27 protein-coding genes and 1 tRNA gene are annotated in these 23,779 nt (G+C 73.4%); 10 read left to right on the top strand and 18 right to left on the bottom strand.

Going from position 1 to position 23,779, the window contains the following annotated elements:
* Nucleotides 1–20: 20 nt before the first annotated feature.
* The 6 genes from F8279_RS09775 to F8279_RS09750 form a co-directional block, all read right to left on the bottom strand.
* Nucleotides 21–923 carry an inositol monophosphatase family protein gene (locus F8279_RS09775; RefSeq protein ID WP_091418091.1) on the bottom strand — a complete coding sequence of 301 codons (903 nt, stop codon included), beginning with the start codon at nt 921–923 and terminating at the stop codon, nt 21–23.
* Between the two features lie 15 nt (nt 924–938).
* On the bottom strand, nt 939–1,592 hold the full coding sequence (locus F8279_RS09770) for a hypothetical protein (protein WP_091418087.1): 654 nt from the start codon (nt 1,590–1,592) through the stop codon (nt 939–941).
* Entirely contained in the window at nt 1,589–2,590 is a 1,002-nt protein-coding gene (locus F8279_RS09765; RefSeq protein WP_091418084.1) for a hypothetical protein, read from the bottom strand. Before F8279_RS09765 ends, F8279_RS09770 begins: the two co-directional genes overlap by 4 nt.
* A gap of 55 nt (nt 2,591–2,645) precedes the next feature.
* Nucleotides 2,646–3,422 carry a class I SAM-dependent methyltransferase gene (locus F8279_RS09760; RefSeq protein ID WP_091418079.1) on the bottom strand — a complete coding sequence of 259 codons (777 nt, stop codon included), beginning with the start codon at nt 3,420–3,422 and terminating at the stop codon, nt 2,646–2,648.
* A gap of 141 nt (nt 3,423–3,563) precedes the next feature.
* Complete coding sequence (locus tag F8279_RS09755; RefSeq protein ID WP_151499745.1) at nt 3,564–4,505, bottom strand: PD40 domain-containing protein; 942 nt, start codon at nt 4,503–4,505, stop codon at nt 3,564–3,566.
* Nucleotides 4,502–5,239, bottom strand: a complete 738-nt coding sequence (locus F8279_RS09750; RefSeq protein ID WP_225853207.1) for an LpqB family beta-propeller domain-containing protein — start codon at nt 5,237–5,239, stop codon at nt 4,502–4,504. The genes F8279_RS09755 and F8279_RS09750 overlap by 4 nt, the downstream gene beginning before the upstream one ends.
* A gap of 27 nt (nt 5,240–5,266) precedes the next feature.
* Between F8279_RS09750 and F8279_RS30815 the strand changes: the two genes are divergently transcribed.
* The 6 genes from F8279_RS30815 to F8279_RS30240 all read left to right on the top strand — a co-directional run bounded on the left by F8279_RS30815 (nt 5,267) and on the right by F8279_RS30240 (nt 7,831).
* Nucleotides 5,267–5,401 carry a hypothetical protein gene (locus F8279_RS30815; protein ID WP_255474103.1) on the top strand — a complete coding sequence of 45 codons (135 nt, stop codon included), beginning with the start codon at nt 5,267–5,269 and terminating at the stop codon, nt 5,399–5,401.
* Nucleotides 5,402–5,623: 222 nt separating this feature from the next.
* Nucleotides 5,624–6,217: an HD domain-containing protein gene (locus F8279_RS09745; RefSeq protein ID WP_091418489.1), complete on the top strand. Its 594-nt coding sequence runs from the start codon at nt 5,624–5,626 to the stop codon at nt 6,215–6,217.
* 82 nt (nt 6,218–6,299) lie between these two features.
* Nucleotides 6,300–6,941: a dihydrofolate reductase family protein gene (locus F8279_RS09740; RefSeq protein WP_151499744.1), complete on the top strand. Its 642-nt coding sequence runs from the start codon at nt 6,300–6,302 to the stop codon at nt 6,939–6,941.
* A 31-nt stretch (nt 6,942–6,972) separates the two neighbouring features.
* Nucleotides 6,973–7,452 carry a DUF2975 domain-containing protein gene (locus F8279_RS09735; RefSeq protein WP_013476640.1) on the top strand — a complete coding sequence of 160 codons (480 nt, stop codon included), beginning with the start codon at nt 6,973–6,975 and terminating at the stop codon, nt 7,450–7,452.
* The gene (locus F8279_RS09730; protein ID WP_013476639.1) at nt 7,452–7,670 is read left to right on the top strand and encodes a helix-turn-helix transcriptional regulator; all 219 of its coding nucleotides are present in this window, start codon (nt 7,452–7,454) and stop codon (nt 7,668–7,670) included. The genes F8279_RS09735 and F8279_RS09730 overlap by 1 nt, the downstream gene beginning before the upstream one ends.
* Nucleotides 7,667–7,831, top strand: a complete 165-nt coding sequence (locus F8279_RS30240; protein ID WP_174536834.1) for a hypothetical protein — start codon at nt 7,667–7,669, stop codon at nt 7,829–7,831. Before F8279_RS09730 ends, F8279_RS30240 begins: the two co-directional genes overlap by 4 nt.
* A 32-nt stretch (nt 7,832–7,863) precedes the next feature.
* Here F8279_RS30240 and F8279_RS09725 read toward each other — a convergent pair whose 3' ends face one another.
* Nucleotides 7,864–9,063: an RtcB family protein gene (locus F8279_RS09725; protein WP_091418486.1), complete on the bottom strand. Its 1,200-nt coding sequence runs from the start codon at nt 9,061–9,063 to the stop codon at nt 7,864–7,866.
* Between the two features lie 30 nt (nt 9,064–9,093).
* A tRNA-Glu gene (locus F8279_RS09720) sits at nt 9,094–9,166 on the bottom strand.
* A gap of 483 nt (nt 9,167–9,649) precedes the next feature.
* Between F8279_RS09720 and F8279_RS09715 the strand changes: the two genes are divergently transcribed.
* Nucleotides 9,650–10,342: a DUF6218 family protein gene (locus tag F8279_RS09715; protein ID WP_368668794.1), complete on the top strand. Its 693-nt coding sequence runs from the start codon at nt 9,650–9,652 to the stop codon at nt 10,340–10,342.
* Between the two features lie 8 nt (nt 10,343–10,350).
* A complete protein-coding gene (locus tag F8279_RS09710; protein WP_225853206.1) occupies nt 10,351–11,574 on the top strand; it encodes an exonuclease domain-containing protein in 1,224 nt (407 codons plus the stop codon).
* Between the two features lie 131 nt (nt 11,575–11,705).
* Here F8279_RS09710 and F8279_RS09705 read toward each other — a convergent pair whose 3' ends face one another.
* Nucleotides 11,706–12,098 carry a hypothetical protein gene (locus tag F8279_RS09705; RefSeq protein ID WP_013286540.1) on the bottom strand — a complete coding sequence of 131 codons (393 nt, stop codon included), beginning with the start codon at nt 12,096–12,098 and terminating at the stop codon, nt 11,706–11,708.
* Nucleotides 12,099–12,245: 147 nt separating this feature from the next.
* Between F8279_RS09705 and F8279_RS09700 the strand changes: the two genes are divergently transcribed.
* Nucleotides 12,246–13,019 (top strand): alpha/beta hydrolase family protein, encoded by a 774-nt coding sequence (locus tag F8279_RS09700; protein ID WP_151499739.1) that lies wholly within the window; start codon nt 12,246–12,248, stop codon nt 13,017–13,019.
* A 21-nt stretch (nt 13,020–13,040) separates the two neighbouring features.
* On the opposite strand, the gene F8279_RS09695 is transcribed toward F8279_RS09700, so the two are convergent.
* The 3 genes from F8279_RS09695 to F8279_RS09685 are packed head-to-tail and all read right to left on the bottom strand — an operon-like array spanning nt 13,041 to nt 15,430.
* Nucleotides 13,041–13,547 carry a DinB family protein gene (locus F8279_RS09695; RefSeq protein WP_151499738.1) on the bottom strand — a complete coding sequence of 169 codons (507 nt, stop codon included), beginning with the start codon at nt 13,545–13,547 and terminating at the stop codon, nt 13,041–13,043.
* A 44-nt stretch (nt 13,548–13,591) separates the two neighbouring features.
* Nucleotides 13,592–14,416, bottom strand: a complete 825-nt coding sequence (locus F8279_RS09690) for a M15 family metallopeptidase (RefSeq protein ID WP_091418057.1) — start codon at nt 14,414–14,416, stop codon at nt 13,592–13,594.
* A gap of 48 nt (nt 14,417–14,464) precedes the next feature.
* Nucleotides 14,465–15,430: an acetylxylan esterase gene (locus F8279_RS09685; RefSeq protein WP_091418054.1), complete on the bottom strand. Its 966-nt coding sequence runs from the start codon at nt 15,428–15,430 to the stop codon at nt 14,465–14,467.
* A 200-nt stretch (nt 15,431–15,630) separates the two neighbouring features.
* Here F8279_RS09685 and F8279_RS09680 point away from each other — a divergent pair, with 200 nt between their 5' ends.
* Nucleotides 15,631–16,656 carry a LacI family DNA-binding transcriptional regulator gene (locus F8279_RS09680; RefSeq protein ID WP_091418050.1) on the top strand — a complete coding sequence of 342 codons (1,026 nt, stop codon included), beginning with the start codon at nt 15,631–15,633 and terminating at the stop codon, nt 16,654–16,656.
* 15 nt (nt 16,657–16,671) lie between these two features.
* Here F8279_RS09680 and F8279_RS09675 read toward each other — a convergent pair whose 3' ends face one another.
* From F8279_RS09675 to F8279_RS09650, 6 genes are all read right to left on the bottom strand, one after another.
* Entirely contained in the window at nt 16,672–17,952 is a 1,281-nt protein-coding gene (locus F8279_RS09675; protein ID WP_151499737.1) for a D-alanyl-D-alanine carboxypeptidase family protein, read from the bottom strand.
* A 91-nt stretch (nt 17,953–18,043) separates the two neighbouring features.
* Entirely contained in the window at nt 18,044–19,321 is a 1,278-nt protein-coding gene (locus F8279_RS09670) for a D-alanyl-D-alanine carboxypeptidase family protein (RefSeq protein WP_151499736.1), read from the bottom strand.
* A gap of 101 nt (nt 19,322–19,422) precedes the next feature.
* Nucleotides 19,423–19,839 (bottom strand): protein-tyrosine phosphatase family protein, encoded by a 417-nt coding sequence (locus F8279_RS09665; protein WP_091418039.1) that lies wholly within the window; start codon nt 19,837–19,839, stop codon nt 19,423–19,425.
* Nucleotides 19,840–19,937: 98 nt separating this feature from the next.
* Nucleotides 19,938–20,558, bottom strand: coding sequence for a hypothetical protein (locus F8279_RS09660; RefSeq protein ID WP_091418035.1), 621 nt, complete (start codon nt 20,556–20,558; stop codon nt 19,938–19,940).
* A 13-nt stretch (nt 20,559–20,571) separates the two neighbouring features.
* Nucleotides 20,572–22,356, bottom strand: coding sequence for a DUF4012 domain-containing protein (locus F8279_RS09655; protein WP_151499735.1), 1,785 nt, complete (start codon nt 22,354–22,356; stop codon nt 20,572–20,574).
* 102 nt (nt 22,357–22,458) lie between these two features.
* Nucleotides 22,459–23,700 carry a glycosyltransferase family 4 protein gene (locus F8279_RS09650; RefSeq protein WP_151499734.1) on the bottom strand — a complete coding sequence of 414 codons (1,242 nt, stop codon included), beginning with the start codon at nt 23,698–23,700 and terminating at the stop codon, nt 22,459–22,461.
* Nucleotides 23,701–23,779: the final 79 nt, after the last annotated feature.

Genomic DNA, 23,779 nt, shown 5'->3' with positions numbered 1-23,779 from the left:
CGAGGCTAGCGGACTCCGGCTCACCAGCCGACCGAGCCGAGGCCGACCGGGGTGAGCCGGCGCACCTGCGGCTCGATCCACTGTGCCGCGGTGACCAGTTTGACCAGCCGGTCGATGGTCTCCGGTGGCCCGGCCACGAAGCTGCGTCGGTCCGCCGGGCAGCCGTACCGGTCGTCGAACGTGCCGCCGTCGAGCGCGCGCACCGCCATGCCGGCCTCGACGGCGAGCAGCATCCCGGCGGGCAGGTCGACCGCCTCGGGGCGGTAGCCGACGATGCCGTCGATGTCGCCGCGGGCCAGCATCACCCAGGACAGCAGCGGCGCCCACAGTTGCAGCACCCGGCGCGCGCTGGTGTCCAGCACCACCTTCAGCGCCCGGGCGGTGCTGTCGTCCCGGCGTACCTCGTGCCCCTGGGTCCAGGCCAGCACGGGCGCGGACGGCACCGGGCGGTGCGCGGCCCGCAGCGGCCGCGCGGCCGGGCCGGACGCGTGCACGAACGCGCCCCGGCCGCGCACCGCCGACCAGGTACGGCCCGCGACCGGGTCGTGCACCACGCCGAGCACCGGCGAGCCGCGGTCGCACAGGGCGATCCCCACCACGTACGCGGGCAGCCCGATCGCCACGTTGTTGGTGCCGTCGAGCGGGTCGACGAGCCACGCCCAGGTGGTGTCCGGGGCGTACTCGCCGCCCTCCTCGGCGATCACGCCGTGCTCCGGCCAGCGCGCCCGGATCCGGTCGACGATCAGCCGCTCGGCGGCCAGGTCGAGGTCGGTCACCAGGTCACCGGTGTCGTTCTTGGCCCGGGCGTGCACCTCCCCCCGGGTGCCCCGGCGCAGCAGGCGGCCCGCCGCCTGCGCGGCCTCCACCGCGAACCGGTGCGCGTCGCGCAGGTCGGGCCCGCCTCTGCTCGGCTCCACATCCATGGCTCCTCCAGCCAGTCAGCCCCGTGCCACCAGTCGCGCGATCTGTCGCGCCATCCGCGCGGTCTCCGCCGCGTCGCAGCGGTCCCGGCGTACCCGGTGGCTGCGCCCGTCCACCGCGCCGAGGCTCAGGTCGCACGTGCCGGGAGTGGTCCGGCCGAGCGCCACTGTCACAGCCGGCTCACCGGCGTCGACCTCCGAGGTGTGGAAACCACCGGCGCGCAGCGCGTACGAGTCGCCTGCCGAGTGCGTCTCCACCGCCGCGGTCATCGCGGTGACCAGCCGGTCGGTGGCGGCCATCTCGTCCACCTCACCGAGGCTGTGCACCTCGTAGATCCGCCAGGACGGGTCGGCCGGCGCGTCGTCGACCTCGATCAGCTCGTTGCGGACGGTGCCGTGCAGCACGTGGCTGAGCAGGTCCCAGCTGTGCGAGTGCATCGTGGAGGTGGTCGGGCGCACCGGCGGCGGGTCGGCCGGCCAGGCGTGCACGCAGATGCCGTCCGGGCCGTCGCGTTCCACTGGTAGGCAGGTGAAGCCGAGCGGGTGCCGGACCGCGCGCAGCGGCCGCCGCCCGTCGGCCACGTCGCCGAGCACGTCCAGCACCCAGCCGCGCAGCATCTCCGGCCGGGTGCCCCGGTCGATCTCCCGTTCGAGGTCGGCGTAACTGGTCATGAGTAGGGGTTCCTCGCCTGGACGGCCTTGCCGATGATGTCGGCGACCTCGCGGTCGCCGAAGGACCGGGGCAGCGTCAGGCCGAGGGCGGTGAACAACCGCCGTACCTGCTCGACCGACGGCTCGTCGTCGAGCTTGACCTGGGCCGCCGCCTCGATCGGCACGCGCCGGCTCTGCCGGCGGCTGTAGTCCAGCTCGATGTTGAAACGGTTGTAGTAGACCTCGCCGCGGTCGATGCGCAGCGCGGGCGTCTGCGGGTTCTCCTGGGTGATGACGACGCAGGAGGAGGAGAGGTCGTAGCGGAACGTGGTCATCTGCGCGGAGAGCCGGACGTCGACGGTGAGCAGGCCGGAGCGTTGCAGGTGCCAGCAGGCGGCCAGCACGGTCGCGTACGACTCCTTGCGGGTGCGGTCGACGGTCCACGGCTCGCCCGGCGCGTCCGGGTCGAGGCTGCGCCGGAAACGCGCGTACCGCTCGCAGACCTCCTCGTCGGTCGGGTCGATGATCTCGATCGCGACGGTGAGCGTGGCGTTGCGCCGCCGGGCGTGTTCCAGGCAGTCGGGCAGCGTGACCGCGCGCAGGAAGGTGCCGGTGCCGCCCTTGAAGCTCCACTGGTCGGTGTGCCGCCGCGCCTCGGCGAGCGCCTGCCCGACCTCGCTGCCGTGCAGCACGCGCACCATTGAGACACTGTCGATGGCCTCGCGGGCCCGGTTCAGCGCGCCCTCCGGCCCGGTGATCTCCTGCATCTGCGGCACCAGGTCGGTCAGCCGGTCACGGGTGTCCGAGATGACCTGGCGGACCTCCCGCTCGGTGGTGCGCCGGCGCAGCCGGTCCCGCAGCATCGCCTGCGCGAGCAGGCCCAGGACCAGCAGGATCGCACTGTTGACGACCTCCTGGTCGACCGCGTTGGTGAGGCCGAGCACGGACACCGTGAGTGCCAGGACGAGGCCGATGAACGCGTCGAGATTGGTCACGACCCAGGCGAGCAGGCGCGTCATGACATCCCCCGGTCGACGACGGAACCTCCATCATAGCCCGCTGTCAATGTTGCCATCACGCCCTGTTCCCGGCTGGTGGCGGTGCGCCCTGCCGCCGGGCGGCGCAGATCAGCGAACCGCCGAGCCCCGGCGCGGCGCGGGCCAGCCGGCGCGAGGCCACCCACCGGCCACCCGGCAGCCGCCAACCGACCTCGTTGGACCGCAGCGCCACCGGCGTGAACCCGGCCCGGCGCAGCGTCCGGCGCAGCAGCGAGGCGGTGAACGGGCGGATGTGCAGCCACAGGTACGGGTGCAGCGGGTCGACCTGCCGCGGCGCCCGGCCCGCGAGGAACGCCAGCCGGTCCTGCACCGGCGCCAGGTTCGGTGTGGTGAGCACCAGCAGGCCGTCCACGGCCAGCACCCGGTGACACTCCCGCAGCAGCGTCAGCGGGTCGTACACGTGCTCGATCAGCTCCCCGGCGAGCAGCCCGGCGAAGCTGCCCGCGCGGAACGGCAGCCCACGCGTGGCGTCCAGCCGGACCGGCAGCGCTCGCCCGCCGGCCGCCGCGCGGGCCGTGCGCAGCGCCGTCTCGGCCATGTCCGCGAGCACCACCGGGCCGGGCAGCGCGGCCGGGTCGAGCATGCCGCGCGGTCCGCAGCCCAGTTCCAGCACCGGCCCGCGCCGGGTCACCCCCTCGGCCATCAGCCGGGCCGCGACCGCGCGGCGCACCCGGTGGTACGGGTCGTCGACGTACCCGTCGACCTCGGCGCCGTCGTGGTAGCGGTGATGGTTGGCGTGCCTGCCGTGCGCCTGCGCGCGGTGCGACGACGTCCCGGTCGGCGGCTCGGCCATCACCCCTCCACAGCGGACGCCGGCCCCGTCGGCGGCGTCCAGCCCCAAGCCTCGCACCGCTTCCGCCTTCCAGGGTGTACATCCGCCCGGGGTACGCCGACGCGGCGGCCGGTCGTCCGGCCGCCGCGTCGATCGGGTGCGTCAGACGGCCGGCGCCCAGTCGAGCCGCATGCTGTCGTCGTACTCGTCGCCCGGGATCCACCACGGCTCGCCGAAGCCGCTGGTGAAGACGATGATGTTGCCGCCGTCGGGCTCCGGGTTGCTGTCCGGGACGGACAGCGCGGCGCAGTAGCGCCCGTCCGGGGAGAACACCGGCGAGATGATGAACCGCGGTTCGTCGGTGAGCAACTTCAGCCCGGTGCCGCCGAGCCGGACCGACGCCAGCGACTGGTTGTGGCGTTCCTGGTCCAGATACCACCGGTTGGTGCTGAACACGATCCGCTGCGAGTCGGGCGTGAAGACCGCGTGATCCGCGAACTCGCCCGGCACGCGCTGATAGACCAGTCGCGCCTTTCCGGTGGCCAGCTCCAGCACGCGCAACTGCCCACCGTCGGACCGGCTGAACCACTCCGTCACGATCATCGAGCCGTCCCGGGACCAGTTCGGACGCGCCATGTGGTGCCCCTCGACGAGGACCCGGCGGGCGCCGGTGTCCACGTTCACCGCTACCAGGCGGGAGTCGCCGATCACCATGGCCACCTCGGTGCTGTCCGGCGACCAGGTCGGCCACTCGTAGTGGACGCCGAACGGGTCGGTGATCAGCGTGCGGTTCTCCCCGGTGACCCGGTCGTACAGGTCGAGAGTGGGGTCGAAGGCGGGACCGGGCTTCTGGCCGATCACGGCCAGGTAACGCCCGTCCGGCGAGGCGGCCGCGTCGGCGCCCCGGGGCAGCAGCACCTGCGGGGTGGTGCGACCCGGGTTGATCTGCAGCACGCCGGGGCTGCCGGTGACGATCCACGGCCCGTTGACACCCGTGGCGGCCGAGGCGGCCGAGGCGGCCGGCCCGCCGGCCAGCCCGGTCGCGGCGGCGGCGCCGGTGAGCGCGGCGGCGCGCAACAGCGTACGGCGGTTCATCGTGGTCATGCCGGCACCTCCGTGGGGATCGCCGCGGCCCAGTCCAGCCGGGTGCTGTCGTCGTACTCGTCCCCGGGGATCCACCACTGCTCGCCGAAGCCGCTGGTGGACACGATGATGTTGCCGCCGTCGGGGTACTCGTTCTCCGGCGGGATCGACAGCGCGGCGCAGTAGCGGCCGTCCGGGGAGAACACCGGCGACAGGTAGAACCGGGGCTCGTCGGTGAGCTTCTTCAGCCCGGTGCCCCCGATCCGCACCGACGCCAGCGAGTGGTTGCTGGACTCCAGGTCGGGATACCAGCGGTCGGTGCGGAACACCACGCGCCCGGAGTCGGGCGCGAAGACCGGCGAGCCGAACAGCTCACCCGGCGCGCCGGGCGTGTAGAGCCGCCGCGCCGTGCCGGTCGCCAGTTCGAGCACACGCAGTTGCGGACCCTCCGAACGGCTGTGCCACCGCAGGACGATCATGGAGCCGTCCCGGGACCAGTCCGGGTCGGCCATGGAGTGACCCTGGACCAGCACGCGGGTGCCGCCGGTCGCGACGTCGACAGCGATCAGCCGGTCGTTGTTCTCCCCGGTGACCAGGGCGATCTCCGAACCGTCCGGCGACCAGGTCGGCGCGCCGTAGCGGACACCGAACGGGTCGGCGAGCAGCGTGCGCTTCTCGCCGGTGGTCCGGTCGTACACCGCCACGAACGGCTCGAGCGTGCCGTCGCCCGAGCGCGCCGTGTTGACCCAGGCCACGTACCGGCCGTCCGGCGAGGCCTTCGCGTGATCCCCGTTCGGCAGCAGCTCGCGTGGCGGGTGCGGCCCGGGTCGACCCGGAGCACACCCCAGCCGACGCTGACCAGCCAGGGCCCGTTCACCGCGTCGGCGGCGGACACCGGCGCGGCGGACGCGGCGTAGGGCGCGGCGGCCAGCCCGGTCGCGGTGGCCAGCCCGGTCAGCGCGGCGGCGCGCAGCAGGGCACGACGATTCATTGCGGTCATTCGACAACCCCCGTGATAGACGTGGCCCCCACCCTCGCGAGTGGATCGACGCACCGGAATCGGACGAGTGGCCGCTTCACGCTCGGCTGCTCGTCCATCACCACCGGTGATCGCGGAGCGGCCCGGTACGCTCGCCCCGATGACCTCCGACGCGCTGCGCCGCGCACTCACCGAACCGGGCGACCCGCCGCTGCTCCCACTGCCCGGCGTGGCGGTCGAGCTGTTGGACGCCCTGGCCGCCCCGCCGCGCCTGGGCGCACACCTGCGGCTGGTGCACGACGTCGCCTGGCGCCTGACCGCCGCGTTCGCCGACCGGTTCGCCGCGGTGCCGTTCGACAGGCAGGCGGTGCTGTTCGGCGCCGCGGTGCACGACCTCGGCAAGGTCGAGCATCCGGGCGAGTTGACCGGCCCCGGATCGGCGCACGAGGAGGCGGGCTACCAGTTGCTGCTGCGCTTCGGCGTACCGGAGGAGCGGGCCCGCTTCGCGGTCACCCACGCCGCCTGGCACTCCCCCGGCGTGCAGCTGGAGGACCTGATGGTCAGCCTCGCCGACAAGGTGTGGAAGGGCCGCCGCGTCACCGACCTGGAGCAGCTCGTGGTCGACCGGCTGGCCGCCATCACCGGCCAGGAGCGCTGGCAGACGTTCCTGGACCTCGACGACGTGCTCGCCGAGCTGGCCGCCGGCGCGGACCGCCGGCTGGCGTTCCAGGCCGAGCACCCGGTGTACGGCTGACGCCGGACCGACGGCGGCGATGAGTCCGGCGCGCGAGGGCGGTCTTCCCCGGGTCGGTGTTCTCCGATCTCCGGGAGGAAGCATGAGCACCAGCGAAGCGCGAGGCCGGGTACGGGCGTTCGCCACCGTCTCCCTGGACGGGTACGTCACCGGCCCGGACGACCACGCGGGCCAGGGGCTCGGCGTCGGCGGCGAGCGGCTGCACCACTGGGTGATGGGCGGTCCCTGGACGTACGACTCGCCGCGCGAGCCCGGCGCCGGCATGACCGACGAGGACCGCGCGTACTTCGACGAGATGCTGGCGGGCACCGGCGCCGCGTTGTGCGGCCGGGGCATGTACGACAGCGCCGGCGCGTGGGGCGGCCGGAACCCGTTCCAGGCGCCCCTCGTCGTGCTCACCCACCGCACCGCCGACCAGCCCGACCCGAGCGCCGGTTTCCTCATGGTCGACGGGTTCGGCGAGGCGCTGGCGGCGGCCCGGCGTACGGCCGGTGACGGCGCGGTGGTCATCGGCGGGGGTGCCGACGTGATCCGGCAGGCGCTCGCGGCGGGCGTGGTCGACGAGCTGGGCCTGTCCACCGCGCCGGTGATCCTCGGTGCCGGGAAGCGGCTGTTCGAGGGCTTCGACCGCGACGTCGACCTGGAGATCCGTGCGGTGCACCACTCGCGGTACGCCGTCCACGTCCGGTACGCCGTCGGCCGCCGCACGAGCGGAACCGATTGACTTTCGATAGGTTACGCGCGATAGTCGATGCATGTTGACGGCGCAACGCGCGGTGACGCCTCTCCGCGCATTCCTGGTCCTGCTGTTCGCGATCCTGGTGCTGTTCCAGACCATGTCGCTGCCCGGGCAGTTCGCGCACATGGCGCGCGAGAACCCGGACATGGCGTACCTGCGGTGGCCCGCCACCGCGGTGACGATCTTCTGGGTGCTGTGCGTGCAGGTGGTGATCGTCTGCACCTGGCACCTGCTCACCCTGGTCAAGAACGACCGCATCTTCACCGAGGCGTCCCTGGGCTGGGTCGACGGGATCGTCTGGGCGGTCGCCGCCGCCTGGGTGGTGCTCGTCGGCGTGTTCCTCTACGTCGGCTTCAACGCCGACGACCCGGGGCTGCCGCTGCTGCTGTTCCTGCTGGTCACCGGCGTCAGCGTGCTGGGGCTGCTGATGGTCGTCCTGCGCGCGCTGCTGCGCCAGGCCACCACGCTGCGCACCGACATGGAAGCGGTGATCTGATGCCGATCGTCGTGCGCATCGACGTCGAACTGGCCAAGCGCAAGATGAGCGTCGGCGAGTTCGCCGAGCGCGTCGGGCTCACCCCGGCGAACGTCGCCGTGCTCAAGAACGGCCGCGCCAAGGCCGTCCGGTTCAGCACCCTGGAGGCCATGTGCCGGGTGCTCGACTGCCAGCCCGGCGACCTGCTCGAATGGGTCGCCGACGAGGAGGAGCGATGAGATACCTGGCCGCCGCCGTCGCCCTGCTCGCCGTCGCGCTGGGCGTCGCCGGCTTCGTGTACGGGGAGGCCGACGACTCCCCCGGCCTCCAGCTCCTGTCCGCGCTGCTCGTCATCGGCGCGGTCGCCATCGGCGTACGCGTCGCCCGGCGTACCCGATAGGGCCGGCGCCCCCTCGACGCCGGCCCTATCACTCAGCCCTTCACGCAGACGACCTGCTTGAGGTGGGCGACCACCTCGACCAGGTCCTCCTGCTGGGCCATCACCTCGGTGATGTCCTTGTACGCGCCGGGGATCTCGTCGACCACACCGGCGTCCTTGCGGCACTCCACCCCGGCGGTCTGCGCGGCCAGATCCGCGGTGCTGTACGTCCGCTTCGCCTGCCCCCGCGACATCCGCCGCCCGGCGCCGTGCGACGCCGAGCAGTACGCGTCCAGGTTCCCCTTACCGCGCACGATGTACGAGCCGGTGCCCATCGAGCCGGGAATGATGCCCAGGTCCCCCTTCCCGGCCCGGATGGCGCCCTTGCGGGTCACCAGCACGTCCACCCCGTCGTAGCTCTCCTCCGCCACGTAGTTGTGGTGGCAGGAGATCGGCTCGTCGTAGCCGGCGTGCGGGAACGCGTCCCGGACCACCTGGCAGAGCAGCGCGAGCATGACCGTCCGGTTGCGGCGGGCGTACTCCTGCGCCCACCACAGGTCCCGCCGGTACGCCTCCATCTCCGGCGTGCCGGCGAGGAACACCGCGAGATCCCGGTCCGGCAGGTCGGTGTTGTGCGGCAGGCCACGCGCCACCGCCATGTGCCGCTCGGCCAACTCCTTGCCGATGTTGCGGGAACCGGAGTGCAGCATCAGCCAGACCCGGCCGTCGTCCGCACCGCCCTGTTCCAGGCAGACCTCGATGAAGTGGTTGCCGCCGCCGAGCGTGCCGAGCTGCCGCTGCGCCCTCGTCTGGAGCTGGGCCACCTTCCGGTCCAGCGTCGCGAACCGCCGCCAGAACTCGTCCCAGCCCGCCTGCTCCAGCCCCCGGACCCGGCGCGGATCGACCGCGTCGTCGCGCATCGCGAAGCCGACCGGGATCGCCGCCTCGATCGCCGAACGCAGCGGCGCGAGGTCGTCGGGCAGGTCGGCGGCGGTCAGCGAGGTCCGCACCGCGGACATGCCGCAACCGATGTCCACGCCGACCGCGGCCGGCGACACGGCCTGCCGCATCGCGATCACCGAGCCGACGGTGGCGCCCTTGCCGAAGTGCACGTCCGGCATCACCGCGACACCCTGCACCCAGGGCAGCGCGCCGATGTTGCGCAGCTGCCGGGCCGCCTGCGCCTCGATCGCGTACGGGTCGGTCCAGACCCGGACCGGTGCCCGGGTACCGGCCAGCGGGGTGAAACCCATCGTCGTCTCCTTGCTCATGTCCGTCTGACGTAGGCCGTACGGGACTCGAACCCGTAGCCTCCCGGGTGAGAACCGGGTGAGCTGCCAATTGCTCCAACGGCCCTCCGGCGGCGTGACGCCGTCGGCGGATCCACCCCGGACACGGAGAACCGCCCGGCTCCGGTGTCGGGGCGGGCGGTTCGCGCGGATCGTCGCGCCGGCGCTAGACGCGCCACCACCCTGGTTGCCACTGCCGCCCCCGGCCCGTGCCCGATTCGGGCAGCAGGACACCGGCGCGCGGCGCTTGCCGCTCGGCGCGGGTGCGGTTCTGCTGCGACACGGCAGGCTCCCCTGGTGGATCAGATCGACGTTGCCCGCTCACGGTACGGCCGCTCCCCATGGGCCGCAACACGAATTCGCAGTACGCGCTGCGCCGTTCGAGCTGGGGCGATTCCCCTGGCGAGGACTGGCGAGGTGGACAGCGGTGCGAGGCCGTGGCCCGATTCGGGCAGTCGAACGGTCCGAATGGCCGAGTCTCGATATCGCGGCCGCCGACTAGCTTGATCCTTTCGCTGTCAACAATTGGAACCTGACAAGGAGCTTCGGCTTGGAGGCATTGGAAAACGAGCTGTCCATACCGGTTGACTACGTGCCTGGCGCTCGCGGTCATACAGTTCTCGCCGTTGGTCGCGACACGGACGGCCGTGACGCAATGGCGATGTGGCGCCTCAGCCCCACAGGGCGCGCCGGTGGAGCGTGGGTGGAACGGTTCGACGAGGTCGAACGCGAACCCGAGCGGTTGATCCGAGTCATGTCGATGCTGCAGGACCGATGTGTCGTCGACTGGGACAGTGAAACCATTGAGGGCGTCCTGGCGAGACTCGCCGAATTTCTGCCCGCCGAAACGCTCTCCGATCTCCGGGCCCACATCCTCGTCGTCCCTGAACTCCTGGCAGAGATCAGCGAGCACAGAGCCGCCTACTCCGCTGCGGTGGAACAGCAAAGGGCGCGCACCAAGTCCAAACTGGCACCTCTCGCGTGGCCCACCGAGGTACCGGACCGGCAGGAACTGATCGCCTGGGCCTCCCGCGCCCAGTCCACGGCGGCGTCGCCTGTCGCTGGCACAGCTCTGATGCTGACCGCGGCCGTCGCCAGAACCGCGCAACTGTGGCAAGACACCGAACAGGCCCGGTACCGCCGGACCTACTTGCGCTCGTTGGGAGAGCCCCAGCCGTTGCCGCCGCGATGGCTGGCTGAACTGCGTAAGGCCGTGGGCAGCTCATCCGTGGTGTCGGTGTAGGGGGCGGCGTGTACGCAGTCATCGACCTTGAAACCACTGGCCTTCGGACGAGTTGGCATGACCGGATCGTCGAAGTGGCAGTCGTCCAGCTCGACGAGAACGGCCGCATCACTGACGAGTGGTGCAGCCTGATCAACCCCGACCGCGATCTCGGCCCGCAGGCCATTCACGGGATCTCGGCAGCAGAAGCACGACGCGCACCGCGCTTCGGTCAGGTGGCCGGACACCTCGCCACGATGCTGCGTGGTCGAGTCCTCGTCGCCCACAACTTTCATTTCGACGCCCCCTTTCTCGACGCCGAGTACGAACGAGCAGGGATCCGCACACCGATCCGACACACCACCGGTCTCTGCACGATGCAGTTGGCATCGCACTTCCTGCCCTCGGCCGGCCGCAGCCTGCACGACTGTTGCCACGCGGCTGGGCTGCCGGCGCATCAGGCACATTCAGCGCTGCACGACGCCCGCGCCGCCGCTCAACTCCTGACTCACTACCTCGCGGCAGCCGGTAGTCCGCCGCCATGGAATGCTGCTGTGGCGTCTGCCGTCCGAGCGCCCTGGCCAACGATTAATGCGCAGCCAGTGACGGCCGTCCTACGACGCGCCCCCGGCGAGCGTGAACAGCACTTTCTGGCCCGCCTTGTCGACCGGCTGCCACGGCTGCGCGAGCCGCAAGGAGACGCCTACTTGGATATCCTCGACCAGGCGCTTCTTGACCGCCACATCTCCGCTACCGAGGCCGATGCGCTCGTGGCCACTGCGGATGCCCTCGAACTCGCCCGCGTCGACGTCCAGCATCTGCATCTGACCTACCTGGCAAGCCTTGCTCAGATCGCGCTCGAGGACGGAATTCTGACCCCGGCTGAGCGCCATGACCTGGATCTGGTGGCAGGGCTGCTCGGTCTCGAACGGTCTGACGTCGACAAGGCTCTCGCGGCAGCGCCAACTGTCGACCCCGGGCAGCGCCGGGGTGGCGAATGGCGGCTTCAACCTGGTGACGTCGTTGTTTTCACCGGCGCGATGGAGCCGCCGCGGGAAAAGTGGGAGGAGGAGGCCCGAACCGCAGGTCTCGATGTCGGCAGCAACGTCACCAAGAAGACACGTCTGCTAGTCGCCGCCGATCCGGACACCATGTCGGGGAAGGCCAAGAAGGCCCGCCAGTACGGCATTCCGATCGTCCACCCCACGGCCTATCAGAACATGCTGGCCGGGCTTAGCGCCCTTGCCATGTAGGTCGCCCGCCTAGCAGCGCCCGCCCATCGGCTCGACGTCGCTCCCGGACGGACACCTCGATCTCGCATGACGAGCCCGAGCGTCTGGGAGCGGCGGCGGCCTTGATTGAGCAGAGGTTGAGCTGCCTGGCGTCAGCCGGCGTGCGCCACCGGGTGGCGCCGCATCTCCTCCATGAACGGGTAGCGCGCGGTCAGCTCGGCCAGCGTGATGCCGGCCCGCCACGCGGCGGCGACCTGCGCGACCTGGAGCAGGTCGGTGGCGTCGCCCCGGGCCTGGACGTCGCCGTCCACCCGCAGGTCGATCATGAAGTAGCGGGCCTGGGACCCGAGGCTGACGCAGACCACGCCCCGGGCGGAGGTCATCTCGGCGCAGGTGAACCGGCTGCGCCCCTGCTCGGGCGCGGTCACCTCGCCGACGTCGAGCTGGTGCGCGGCGGCGGTCGCCACGAGCGCGGGGGCGAGACCGCCGGGCTCGACCAGGTCCGGGTAGAGGCGCACACCCAGTGCGGCCGACACGTCGCTCATGACTGACTCCCACTTCCTCGTGACAGAGACCAGCAGCGCGCAGGTTACGAGTGTGTTTCCGGCACGCACGGCCATCTTTTCCCGTGCGACCGTCCCGGGGCAATAGGAACGCCCTCATCGAACCCCTCCGAGGTAGGCTGCCGCCTCATGGCGCTGATCCGGTGTGACTTCTTCGCCGAGGCGCTCGGCGTGGGCACGTCGATGACGGTGCTGCTGCCCGATCGGGGCGCGGCCGGGATCGGCGTGCCGGGCGCGGCCGCCGACGGTGACCCGCCGGTGCTCTACCTGTTGCACGGCCTGACCGACGACGACACGGTGTGGACCCGGCGGACCTCCATCGAGCGATACGTGGCGCCGCTGGGGCTGGCCGTGGTGATGCCGCAGGTGCAGCGCAGCTTCTACTGCGACGAGGCGCACGGCAACCGATACTGGACGTTCCTCAGCGAGGAGCTGCCCGAGGTGTGCCGGTCGTTCTTCCGGCTGTCCACCCGCCGGGAGGACACGTTCGTCGCGGGCCTGTCGATGGGCGGCTACGGGGCGGTGAAGTGGGCGCTGCGCCACCCGGACCGGTTCGCGGCGGCGGCCAGCCTGTCCGGGGCGCTGGACGTGACGCGCCGCCGCCACCATCCGACCCATCCGGTCGACCCGGCGGTGTGGCACACCGTCTGGGGTGACGGCCCGGTGCCCGAGGACGACGACACGGTGGGGCTGCTGGAGCGCTCCGGCGACGACCGGCCGGCGCTCTACGTCGCCTGCGGCACCGAGGACTTCCTGTACGAGGACAGCATGCGGTTCCTCGACGTGGCCCGGAAACGCGACGTGCCGGTCACCGTCGACTTCGGTCCGGGTGACCACGACTGGGCGTACTGGGACGCGCGGATCTCCGACGTGCTGGCCTGGCTGCCGCTGCGCGGGCGCTGACGCGGCACTGACCGCGCCGGCTCAGACGCCGACGGTGCCGTCGATCGCCTCGCGGATCAGGTCGGCGTGCCCGTTGTGGCGGGCGTACTCGTGCAGCATGTGCAGCATGACCAGGCGCAGCGAGACATCCTCACCCCAGCGGGCCTGGTGACCGGTGACGTCGAGCGACTCGGCCTCCCGCTCGATGCGCCGGGCGTGCTCGATCTCGCGCCGCCACGCCTCGAACGCCTCCGCCGCGTCGGCGTCGCGGGCGTCGTACGCCTGCTGGAAGTCGCCGCTGTCCGACCACACCAGCGGCACGTCCTCGGCGGCGATGACCCGGCGGAACCAGGTGCGCTCCACCTCCGCCATGTGCCGGACCAGGCCGAGCAGCGACAGCGTGGACGGCGGCAACGCCGGCCGCCGCAGCTGCTCGTCGGTCAGCCCCTCGCACTTGAGGGCCAGCGTGGCCCGGTGGAAGTCGAGGAAGGCGCGCAGCGACTCCCGCTCGCCGGCGAGCAGCGGCGGCCCGATCCGTTCGGTCTCCATGAGCGCCCAGCCTAGCCGCAATCGATCATGGCGGAACGGCCGCGTCATCGCAGCGACGAACCGGCCACCGGGAAGTCGAACCAGGTGTCCGGGTACGGCTCGTCGACGTACCGGTAGTGCCACCACTCCAGCGGATAGTTCTCGAAGCCCTGCGCGGACATCAGCCGGCGCAGCAGGTCGCGGTTGCTCCGGGCGGTGTCGCTGATCCGCGCGTCGGCGGTGTGGGCGCGCGGGTCGAAGCAGTCGAAGCCGGTGCCCATGTCGATCGAGTCGTCGCCGAAGCGGCGGCCGGCCGGATCGGTGCAGGGCACGAGCGCCTGGCCGGGCGTGTACGCGGGCTGCGCGGCGGCGGAGACCGGGACCAGGGTCAGGTCCACGGTGCTGCCCCGGCTGTGCGCGGTGGGCGCGCCGATGTAGCCGTCAGCGAACAGCCGGTCCTTGGGCACGCCGGGGTAGAACTCGCCCTTCATCCGCTGCTCGCCGGGGAGTTTCGCCCAGGCGACGAAGTCGTCGGCCGCGCGCTGCGGGCGGTAGCAGTCGTACACCTTGAGACTGTGCCCGCCGGCGAGCGCGGCGGTCTGCACCCGGTGCAGCGCCTGGGCGGCGGGCCGGGTGAGCAGGCAGCGCGGTTCGGCGTACCCGTCGATCGGGCGGCCCACGAAGTTGTGCGGGCCCGCGTACCGGATGTCGGTGCGGACGGTGGGGTCGACGGTGGTGAGGTCCACGAACTCCGCCGGGGCGCGCGGGCCGGTCGGGGTGGGTGCCGGCGGCGCGGACGGCGACGGGGACGGCGCGGGCCGCTGGCAGGCGGCGGCCAGCAGCGCGGCCGCGACGGCCAGGACCGCCGTCGCGCGTCTGCCGGTGCCCACCCGCCGTGTCTACCAGCCCCGGTGGCCCGGCATCGGCGGAACCGGTGGTCAGCCGCCCAGCGCGGTACGGAGGAAGTCGACAGCGGCGGCGTCGTCGTCGATGCCGCCCGCCTCGTGGCCGTTGAACCGCCACACCGTCAGGTCCTTGTCGCCGCGGTAGTCGTGGTAGGCGGCGTAGACGGTGGACGGCGGGACGATCTCGTCCATCAGCGCGACGGAGAACCGGGCCGGCACCGTGGCCCGGCGGGCGAACGCGACGCCGTCGACGTAGCCGAGCGTGCGCAGCGCCTGCTCCTCGCGGTCCCGGTGCACTGCCAGGTAGTCGCGGATCTCCCGGAACGGCGTGGCGTCGGTGATCGTGATCGCGCGTGGGATGTCGCAGAGGAACGGCACGAGCGCCACCGCCGCGCGTACCCTCGGCGCCAGGGCGGCGGCGGCGAGCGCGGCGGCCCCGCCCTGGCTGTGACCGAGTACGGCGATCCGGTCCGGGTCGACGGCCGGCAGCTCGCATGCGGCGTCCACGGCGCGGACCGCGTCGGTGAGGAAGCGCCGGTAGTAGTACCGGTTCGGGTCCTCGATGCCCCGGGTGGCCATGCCCGGCGCCTGCGGTCCGGCGGCGGCGACGTCGGGTGTGTCGCCCCGGCTCCACCCCGAGCCCTGGCCGCGCGTGTCCATCTGGAGGTGGGCGAAGCCGGCCGCGGACCAGAGCAGGTTCTCCAGCGCGTGACCGCGTCCGCCGCCGTACCCGACGTACTGCACGATCGTGGGCAGCGGCCCGGAGGCGCCGCGCGGCACCCGCAGCCAGGCGCGGATCGGCTGTCCGGCGAAGCCGGGGAACGTCACGTCGAAGACGTCGACAGCGGTCAGCGGCGTCGGCAGCGGGGTCGCCGACACGGGGTCGCCGCACGAGCGCGCCTGTGCCAGAGTGTCAGCCCAGAAGGCGTCGAAGTCCGGAGGCTCGTGCAGGTCGCTGCGGTAGGTACGGAGTTCGGCCTCGGTCAGGTCGGTGAACACGCCTCGGTTTTTCCTCGTCGTTCGTCGGGGGTGGACGGCGAGCCGTCGGGAGATGACGGGGGCATTTCCGGAACGTTTCCGCAACTCTGGCGAACGCTAGAGCCGGTCCGGCCTGTCGTCAAGCCCTCGGCGTACGGCAAGATGTGCGTGGGGCGGGACGGTCTACCGGTCGGTTCCGGCAGCCGGCGAAGGGAACACGGGTGAGCGCGGACGACGAGCGCAGGGTGACCATCACCGCGATCGCACGGGAGGCCGGCGTCTCGGTCCCGACCGTGTCGCGCGTGCTCAACGGGCGTTCCGACGTCGCGCCGGACACCCGGGAACGGGTCGAGGAGCTGCTGCGCCACCACGGCTACCGCCGCCGGGGCAGCCGTACGGTCCGCCGGGCGGACCTGGTCGACCTGGTCTTCAACGACCTGGACAGCCCGTGGGCGGTGGAGATCATCCGCGGCGTGGAGGACGTCAGCCACGCCGCCGGGGTCGGCACCGTCGTCTCGGCGATCCATCGCGAGTCCAGCTCCACCCGGCAGTGGCTGCACAACCTGCGCGCCCGCGCGTCCGACGGCGTGATCGTGGTGACCTCGCACCTGAGCCCGGCCGTGCAGGCCCAGCTGCGGCGCCTCAACGTGCCGGTGGTGGTGGTCGACCCGGCGGCCGGCGTGGCCGCCACGGACGTGCCGGCGATCGGCGCCACCAACTGGACCGGCGGCCTGGCCGCCACCGAGCACCTGCTCAAGCTCGGCCACCGCCGGATCGGTTTCGTGGCCGGCCCACCGCACCTGCTGTGCAGCCGCGCCCGGCTGGACGGCTACCGGGCCGCGCTGGCCGCCGCCGGAGTCGCCGCCGACGACCGGCTGGTGCAGCCCGGCGACTTCTACCACGCGTCCGGCTTCACCGCCGGTGGCGCGCTGCTCGACCTGGACGAGCCGCCGACCGCCATCTTCGCCGCCAGCGACCAGATGGCCTTCGGGGTGTACGAGGCGGTGCGCCGCCGCGGGCTGCGGGTCTGCGACGACGTGAGCGTGGTGGGCTTCGACGACCTGCCCGAGGCGCGGTGGGCCTCACCGCCGCTGACCACGGTGCGCCAGCCGCTGGTCGAGATGGGCCGGCTCGCCGCGCGCACCGTGCTGCGGCTGGCCCAGGGCGACGAGATCGACTCGCCCCGGGTCGAGCTGGCCACCGAACTCGTGGTGCGGGACAGCACCGCGGGGCCCGCCTGCCGCTGATCCGGGCCGCTCCTTTCAGTCCTGTTCCGGAATTTCCGGCTCCCGCAGGGCCGACCCGGCCGACATGGCGACGGCGGCGGCGTGGCGGCGACGCCGGGCCAGCAGCAACGCTCCCCCGGCGGTCAGCACCGCGCCCACCGCGACCGTCACACCCGCGCCGGGCCGCGGCCCGGGTGCCGCCCCGCCACCGGCCAGGCCGGCGTGCCCGGCCAGGGCCGAGGCCGCCCCGCCCGCCGGAGGCGCGGACCGGTCCAGCTCCCCCGGCTCGACCAGCCGCCCCACCGAGGCGTCGCGGGGCTGCGCGAACCCCCAGTCCAGCAGCGCCGCGCCCTGCTGCCAGCCCCGCTGGGTGGTCACCTCGGCGCCCAGCAGCGTGACCACCAGGCGCCGCCCGCCGCGCTCGGCCGCCCCGACGTACGTGTGCCGGGCCAGGTCGGTGAAGCCGGTCTTGCCGCCGAGCGCCCCCGGATAGTGGTCCAGCAGCATGTTGTCGTTGGAGATGGCGAACGCCTTCGCCCGCTGCGCCGGCTGGGCCGGGATCTGGGTGGACCGGGTGGCGGCGTACCTGCGGAACGCCGGGTCGGCGAAGCACGCCCGTGCGATCAGCGCCAGGTCGTACGCGCTGGTGAACTGCCCCGGCCCGTCCAGCCCGGACGGGGTGACCGCGTGCGTCTGCCGGGCGCCGAGCCGGTGCGCCTCCTCGTTCATCGCCCGTACCCCGCCGGCCAGCCCGTCCGGGCCGCCGCCGAGCCGGGCGAGCGCGTTGGCCGCCTCGTTGCCGGAGCGCAGCAGCAGGCCGAGCCAGATCGTCTCGATCCGGTAGCGCCCGCCCTCCACCAGCCCGGCCGCCGAGCTGCCCGGTTCGACAGCCAGGTCCCCGGCCGTCACCGTCACCTCCCGGTTCGGGTCCAGCCGGGGCAGCATGGTGGCGGCCAGCAGCAGCTTCTGCACGCTCGCCGGTACGCCGTACTCGTGCGGGCCGCAGCCGCCGAGCACCGCGCCGCTGTCCAGGTCGGCGACCACCCAGGAGGTGGCGGTCACCGCCGGCGGTGCGCTCGACGCGGGCGGGACGACCAGGCCCGCGGTGTCCAGCGCGGCGCCGCCGACGGCTCGCGCGGCCGGGTCGGGCGCCGGCGGCGGCTGCGGCGGCCGGGTCGACGGGGCCGGCACGTTCGGGCAGGGCGGCGCGGCCGGCAGCCGGCGTACGGGCGCGCGGACGGCGGCCACCGCCGGTGTCGCCGGCGCCGGCAGCAGCAGGGCGGCGGCCAGCGCCACGAAGGGTCCCCAGGTCCTCATGACCCGGACGCTAGCCACGCCGACCCGAACGGGTCACCGGCTCCGGGATTCGCGTTCCGCCGCCCGAACCGAGCGGTAGGGTGCCGCCCGGTCAGGCGCGGCGGCGTCCCCGCCTGCGGGCGCGGCCCCGGCGGGCGGCGAGCACCGCCGCCGCCCCGCCCACGGTGAGCGCCAGCAGACCGGCGACCGGCACGATCACCCGCCAGTCCCCGTCGCCGATGCGTCGCAGCGCCGTCCCGGCCGGCCCCCGCCACGGCGGGGAGGCGGTACGGGTGGGCTCGGCGGCCGCCGCCTGCCGGGGCTCCGCCGCCTCGGCGTCCCGCTCGCCCGGCTCGACCAGCCGGCCGACCGAGGCGTCGCGGGGCAGCCGGAAGCCCCAGTCGAGCAGTTGGGCACCCTGCTGCCAGCCGCGTACCGGGCGGGCCTCGGCGCCGAGCAGCGTCACCACGAGACGGCGTCCGTCCCGCTGCGCGGCGCCGACGTAGCTGTGCCGGGCCAGTTCGGTGAAGCCGGTCTTGCCGCCAAGCGCGCCGGGATAGCGGTAGATGAGCTGGTTCTCGTTCTGGATCTGGAACCCGCCCTTCTTCAGCGCGGGCTGGGCCGGGATCTGCGTGCGCTCGGTGAGCGCGTACCGGCGGAACGCGGCGTCGGCGAAGCAGGCCCGCGCGATGAGCGCCAGGTCGTACGCGCTGGTGAACTGGCCGGGACCGTCCAGGCCGGACGGTGTGACCGCGTGCGTCTGCCCGGCGCCGAGCCGGCGGGCCTGCTCGTTCATCTCGGCGACGCCGGCCTGCGCGCTGCCGGCGCCGAGGCGGGCCAGCATGTTCGCGGCGTCGTTGCCGGACTGGAGCAGCAGGCCCAGCCACAGCGTCGCCACGCTGTAGCGGCCGCCGACGAGCAGGCCGACCGCCGAGCTGCCCGGCTCGATGTCCAGGTCGGCGCGGGTGGCGACGGCGACCTGCTCGGGGTCCAGCCGGCTCAGCATGGTGGCGGCCAGCAGCAGTTTCTGGGTGCTGGCCGGGGTGCCGGGGACGTGTGCGCCGCACGCGCCGAGGACCGCGCCGGTGTCCAGGTCCGCCACCAGCCAGGTGGTGGCGGTGACCGCCGGGGGCGCGGGGCTGCCGGGTGGCATGACCAGCCCGGTGCCGGCCAGCGCCTCGCCGCCCACCGCCGGCTGTTCGGGTGTCGTGGCCGGCGGTGTCGGGCGGGGCGGCCGGCTCACCTTCGGCGCGGGCAGGCGCGGGCAGGGCGCGGTCGCGGGCGCGGCGAGGGCGGCGGGTGTGGTGGCCGGGACGGCGGCGGCCGGGGCGGGAACCCCGGTGGTGAGCAGGGTGACGGCGGTGGCGGCGGCCAGGACCCGGGCTCTCATGAGAAGGCACCCTACCGAGCCGGATGATCAGGTCCCGACGGCTCACCGGTGTCGTGACGCCGCGCCGATCGGGCGGTCCCGTTCGGTGACCGGCCGGGGTGTCAGCGCACGCCGCGCAGCCACCACCGCTGCCACGGTGTCTCCACGGCGCGCCGGTGATAGTGGGACCGGACCCAGGCCACCGCCCGCGCGGGCGGCAGCCCGTCCAGCACGGCGAGCGCGGCCAGCGCGGTGCCGGTGCGCCCGACGCCGCCGTGACAGGCCACCTCGACCCGCTCCCCCGCGTACGCGCGCCGCCGCGCCTCCCGCAGCGCGTCCAGGGCGTCGGCGCGGTCGGACGGAATCCAGAAGTCGGGCCAGCGGACCCGCCGGGCCGGCCACTCCGGCTCGGGACCGGGCGCCAGCAGCAGCGCGAAGTCGGCGGGCGAGGCGGGCGCGGCGACCTTGCGCCCGCGGACGGTGGCGCCACCGGGCAGCGTGAGCAGGCCGGCCTGATCGGTCCACGGTGTCGCGTCCATGGCTCATTGTGTCGTGTCGCCCGGACACGTGAGTGCCCGCCGGACGAGGTCCGGCGGGCACTCACGATCGAGCCGGGTCGTCCCCGGCACGCCCCGGATCAGCCGAGGCGGCGGCGGCGCCAGGCCATGGAGGCCAGCAGCAGCACCGCACCGGCGGCGGCGAGGCCCCCACCGAGCTTCAGCGGCGTGCCGATGCTGTCACCGGTCACCGGCAGACCGCCGTGGTGCGGCGACTTGGTCGGCCGCGGCGGGAGGACGGTGCCGGTGGCGCTCGCGATCCGCCCGGACGTCAGGCCGGTGGCGGTGAACGTGTACCGGCCCGGCCTGGTCGGCCGGTAGGTGACGGTGAAGTTGCCGTTGGCGTCGGCCGTCACGGTGAACGTGGTCGGCGCGGGCTGCGGCTGGGCGCGGTTGGGCGTGTAGGCGACCGGCGCCATCGCCACCGTGCTGCCGTCGCTGCGCCGCGCGGTCCCCTCGGCCGGGGCGGCCGCGGGCAGACCCGAGATCGCCACGTCGATCCGCACCGTCTCGTTCGGCGCGAAGTTGGAGCCCCGCAGGGTGAACGTCTCGCCGAGCCGGATGGTGGTCGGTGAGACGGTCAGCGACGCGACCTCGGGCGGGTAGACCGGGGGCTGCGGCTGCGCCGCCCCGGCCGCGGTCGGCACGGCCGCTACGGCCAGGCCCACCGTGAGCGCCATGATGATGCGGGATAGCCGCATGATGGATTCCCTCCTACTGTTCACAGCTTGGTGCGTTGACTACTTGGGTGGTCCATGGGGTGACGGTGGGCGTGTGCACCAGCTCGGCCGTCCCGGCGCCGGTCTTGCCGGTGAGCACCGTGACGTCGAGCGTCCGGGTCTGTCCCGGGCGGGCCTCGACCTTCGCGACCGCCACCTGGCGGCGGCCGTCGGTGCCGCTGCCCATCGCGGTGTCCCGTCCGTCCAGCCGGCCGGTGAGGACGGCGCCGCCGGTGGGCGTGTGCACGGAGACGAAGGTGCGTGCGGTGTACTTGTCGCCGGCCAGAGCCAGTCCGGTGACCGACTTGCTCAGGCCCGACTTCGGGGCGGTGGAGTGCACCGTGACCTTCAGCCGCAGCTCGCGGCGTCCGTCCGGGTGGCATTCGCCGACCGTCACGGTGGCCGAGAACCTGAGGTAGTAGCCGAGCTTCGCGCCGCTGCCGTCGTTGAGGAACACACCGACGGTCGGCACGGTGTCCTTCTCCGGGAGCTGACCGGCCAGCCGGCTGCCGGCCAGTGCGCGTTGCTCCTCAGATCGGACACTCCAGAACAATATCCGACGTTCATTGATTGAACGGGTAAAAACGGTCAAAAGTGCCCGTGGGTCGATCGTCTTGGTGAACAGGGTGTCGAAGACGCCCGAGGCCGCCTTGGTGAAGTACTCGTCCTGGTCCTTCGTGCCCAGGTCCCGGTACGAATCACTGAGGAGCGTGCGGACGGCGGTGGCGGGGGCGAGCGCCGGCCCGTCCGGCACGTTGACCGGACCCACGACGCCGAGCAGGTACGACAGCACCACCGGGTCCACCGCCAGCACACCGTCCACGGTGGTGCCGGTCCGGCGACGAACCATGTCCCGGTAGAGCGCGGCGGCGGCCGGGAAGTCCGGGTTGAGGTTCACGTCCGCCGGATAGATGCCCGGCAGATCGCCCCAGAGCCGCTTCGCCTCCGCGTCGACCTTGAGTGGCGGGTCGAAGAACCGCAGATCGGACGAGCTGCCCTGCTTCACGAGGCGGATCCGTCCACCCTCGGCGCGCAGGACGGCGTACGCGCCGAACATGCCGCCCGTGGCGCGCAGCTCGGCCGGGTTCTGCGAGACCAGCAGATAGCTGCGCGGCCCGTCCGCGCCGAGAAGTGGCGGCAGCAGCCGCGCGCCGCGATCAGCCGCCGAGGTCAGCTCGCCGAGCTGGTCCAGCTCGGCGCGCAGCGCGGTGACCGCGTCGCGTACCTGCGTCACGAGGTCGCCGGTGGGCACCTTCCGCAGCCGGTCGGCGGTCGTGCGCACCGCCTGGTCGGCGGCGGAGACCTCGGCCGAGACGGCGCGCAGGCGGGCCAGGTCCAGCTTGCCCTGCTTCGGCACCAGCGAGGCGAGGTCGACGCGCAGCAACGTGGGGAACGCGAGCCGGGCCAGGTCGTCCACCGCCACCGAGATCTGCCGTACCGCGGCCAGGTTGTCCCCCGCGTACGGGGTCTGCTGGCCGACCCACCACACCGGATCCCCGGTCTCGCCGCGCGCGGCGGCGGCCTGTTCCTGCAACGCGGCGAGCGTGCGCTGGGCCCGGGCCACGTCGCCGTCGAGCACCTGGGCGCTGAGCTCCCGGGCCAGTCCGGCGGCGTTGACCAGGTGGGCGCGGGCCTGCCAGCCCCGGAACGCGACCCAGCCGCCGGCGCTGAGCAGCACCGACACGACGACCAGCCCGGTCAGCAGGGTCCGGCGGACCCGGGCGCGCCGGCGCCGCCGCGAGCGGCGCCGCCGGCCGGTCGTGGCACCAGGTCCGGTCACGGATTCCCCCTACGTGTCGGTCGAATCGGACACAATTCGCGATCGAGTGCTTTTTAGCACGGGAAAGTGCATGTTCGAGGCGATATTCGACACTCTGACGATTTATTGGCTGTGTGCGAGCTTTGTTCGGTTCGACGTCCGCGCGGCCGCCTCGTGCAGCAGCGCCTCGATCCGGTCCACACCGGCCCGCATCGACATGTCCCGCAGGTACGAGTCGCGGCCCCGCCTGCCCATGTCGAGCCGGGCGGCCGGCGGGATGGCGGCGGCCAGCCAGAAGCGGTCGGCCAGGGCCGCCCAGTCCTCGGGCGGGCAGGACAGGCCGGCGCGGGCCCGCTCCACCACCTCGGCCGTCTCCCCCGCGGCGGAGGCGACCACCGGCGCGGCGCAGGCGAGCGCGGCCTGGAGCTTGCCGGGCACCCGGCCGCGCAGCGCCGGCAGGTCGCGCTGGGCCACGAGCTGGTAGTCGGCGGCGGCGTAGAGCTGCGGCATGTCCACAGCGGACCGTCGTTCCAGGAACCGGATGTTGTCCGCGCCGAGGTCGGCGGCGAGCCCTCGCACCCGCCGCTCCTGCGGACCCGAGCCCACGAGCACCAGGTCCATCCGGTCACCGAGGGCCGCCGCCGCCCGGACCGCCGTCTCCAGGTCCTGGCGCGCGCCGATCGTCCCCGCGTGCATCACCACGCAGCGGTCGTCCCGGCGGACCAGCCGCCGCACCGCCGGACCGGCCTGGGTGGGCCGGAAGATGCGCTCGTCGGTCCAGTTCGGCGCGGTGCGCACCCGGCCCGGGTCGGCCCCGCCGGCGCGGACCAGATCCGCCATGGACGGCGAACCGACAGCTACCACTGCCGCCTCCCGGTAGAGGCGGCGGGTGGCGGCCTCCAGCCGCGCCGGCCACCCGCTGTCCCCCTCCGCGCGCCCGTCCCGCTCGGTCCACACGTCCTGCACGTGCAGGACTGTCGGCGTGCGGCCGAGCAGCCGCCGCAGCCCGGTGGCCGCGAACGTGACCGCCGGGTGGCCGTAGACGTAGAGCACGTCGACGTCGCGCAGCAGGCCCCGGCCGGCGAGCGCGGCGCTGCCGGCAAAGGACAGCCAGCTCGTGGTGCGGGCACGGGCGGAACCGTCGCCCGCGGCGTACCGGGGCACCCGGCGCACGGTCAGCCGCTCGCTGTGCGTCTGGTGCCGCCAGCGCTGTCGCCAGCCGGGATAGACGTGGCCGCCGGGGTAGTCCGGGAACCCGGTGAGCACCCGTACCTCGTGGCCCCGGGCCACCAGCTCCTCGGCCAGGCTGCCCGGGACGAACGCCGGCTCCGGCGGGAAGTGGTAGGTGAGGATGCCGACCCTCATGGCCGCGCTCCCGGCGCGGCTTTCCGGACGGCCGGGCGCCGCACCGCGTACCATTCCCGCATCCCCTCTGCGTCCGGCC

Origin of the sequence: Micromonospora sp. AMSO1212t, assembly GCF_008868145.1 — a bacterium.
Taxonomy (GTDB): Bacteria; Actinomycetota; Actinomycetes; order Mycobacteriales; family Micromonosporaceae; genus Micromonospora; species Micromonospora tulbaghiae.
This window is presented reverse-complemented; position numbering and strand designations above follow the sequence as displayed.

Coding starts and splice junctions, on each gene's coding strand:
- F8279_RS09730 (WP_013476639.1), top strand. CDS start 7,452: ATGCCGATCGTCGTGCGCATCGACGTCGAACTGGCCAAGCGCAAGATG.
- F8279_RS09725 (WP_091418486.1), bottom strand. CDS start 9,063: ATGGGTTTCACCCCGCTGGCCGGTACCCGGGCACCGGTCCGGGTCTGG.
- F8279_RS09700 (WP_151499739.1), top strand. CDS start 12,246: ATGGCGCTGATCCGGTGTGACTTCTTCGCCGAGGCGCTCGGCGTGGGC.
- F8279_RS09745 (WP_091418489.1), top strand. CDS start 5,624: ATGACCTCCGACGCGCTGCGCCGCGCACTCACCGAACCGGGCGACCCG.
- F8279_RS09760 (WP_091418079.1), bottom strand. CDS start 3,422: ATGGCCGAGCCGCCGACCGGGACGTCGTCGCACCGCGCGCAGGCGCAC.
- F8279_RS30240 (WP_174536834.1), top strand. CDS start 7,667: ATGAGATACCTGGCCGCCGCCGTCGCCCTGCTCGCCGTCGCGCTGGGC.
- F8279_RS09755 (WP_151499745.1), bottom strand. CDS start 4,505: ATGACCACGATGAACCGCCGTACGCTGTTGCGCGCCGCCGCGCTCACC.
- F8279_RS09675 (WP_151499737.1), bottom strand. CDS start 17,952: ATGAGGACCTGGGGACCCTTCGTGGCGCTGGCCGCCGCCCTGCTGCTG.
- F8279_RS09670 (WP_151499736.1), bottom strand. CDS start 19,321: ATGAGAGCCCGGGTCCTGGCCGCCGCCACCGCCGTCACCCTGCTCACC.
- F8279_RS09665 (WP_091418039.1), bottom strand. CDS start 19,839: ATGGACGCGACACCGTGGACCGATCAGGCCGGCCTGCTCACGCTGCCC.
- F8279_RS09775 (WP_091418091.1), bottom strand. CDS start 923: ATGGATGTGGAGCCGAGCAGAGGCGGGCCCGACCTGCGCGACGCGCAC.
- F8279_RS09765 (WP_091418084.1), bottom strand. CDS start 2,590: ATGACGCGCCTGCTCGCCTGGGTCGTGACCAATCTCGACGCGTTCATC.
- F8279_RS09770 (WP_091418087.1), bottom strand. CDS start 1,592: ATGACCAGTTACGCCGACCTCGAACGGGAGATCGACCGGGGCACCCGG.
- F8279_RS09660 (WP_091418035.1), bottom strand. CDS start 20,558: ATGCGGCTATCCCGCATCATCATGGCGCTCACGGTGGGCCTGGCCGTA.
- F8279_RS09695 (WP_151499738.1), bottom strand. CDS start 13,547: ATGGAGACCGAACGGATCGGGCCGCCGCTGCTCGCCGGCGAGCGGGAG.
- F8279_RS09740 (WP_151499744.1), top strand. CDS start 6,300: ATGAGCACCAGCGAAGCGCGAGGCCGGGTACGGGCGTTCGCCACCGTC.
- F8279_RS09735 (WP_013476640.1), top strand. CDS start 6,973: ATGTTGACGGCGCAACGCGCGGTGACGCCTCTCCGCGCATTCCTGGTC.
- F8279_RS09650 (WP_151499734.1), bottom strand. CDS start 23,700: ATGAGGGTCGGCATCCTCACCTACCACTTCCCGCCGGAGCCGGCGTTC.
- F8279_RS09705 (WP_013286540.1), bottom strand. CDS start 12,098: ATGAGCGACGTGTCGGCCGCACTGGGTGTGCGCCTCTACCCGGACCTG.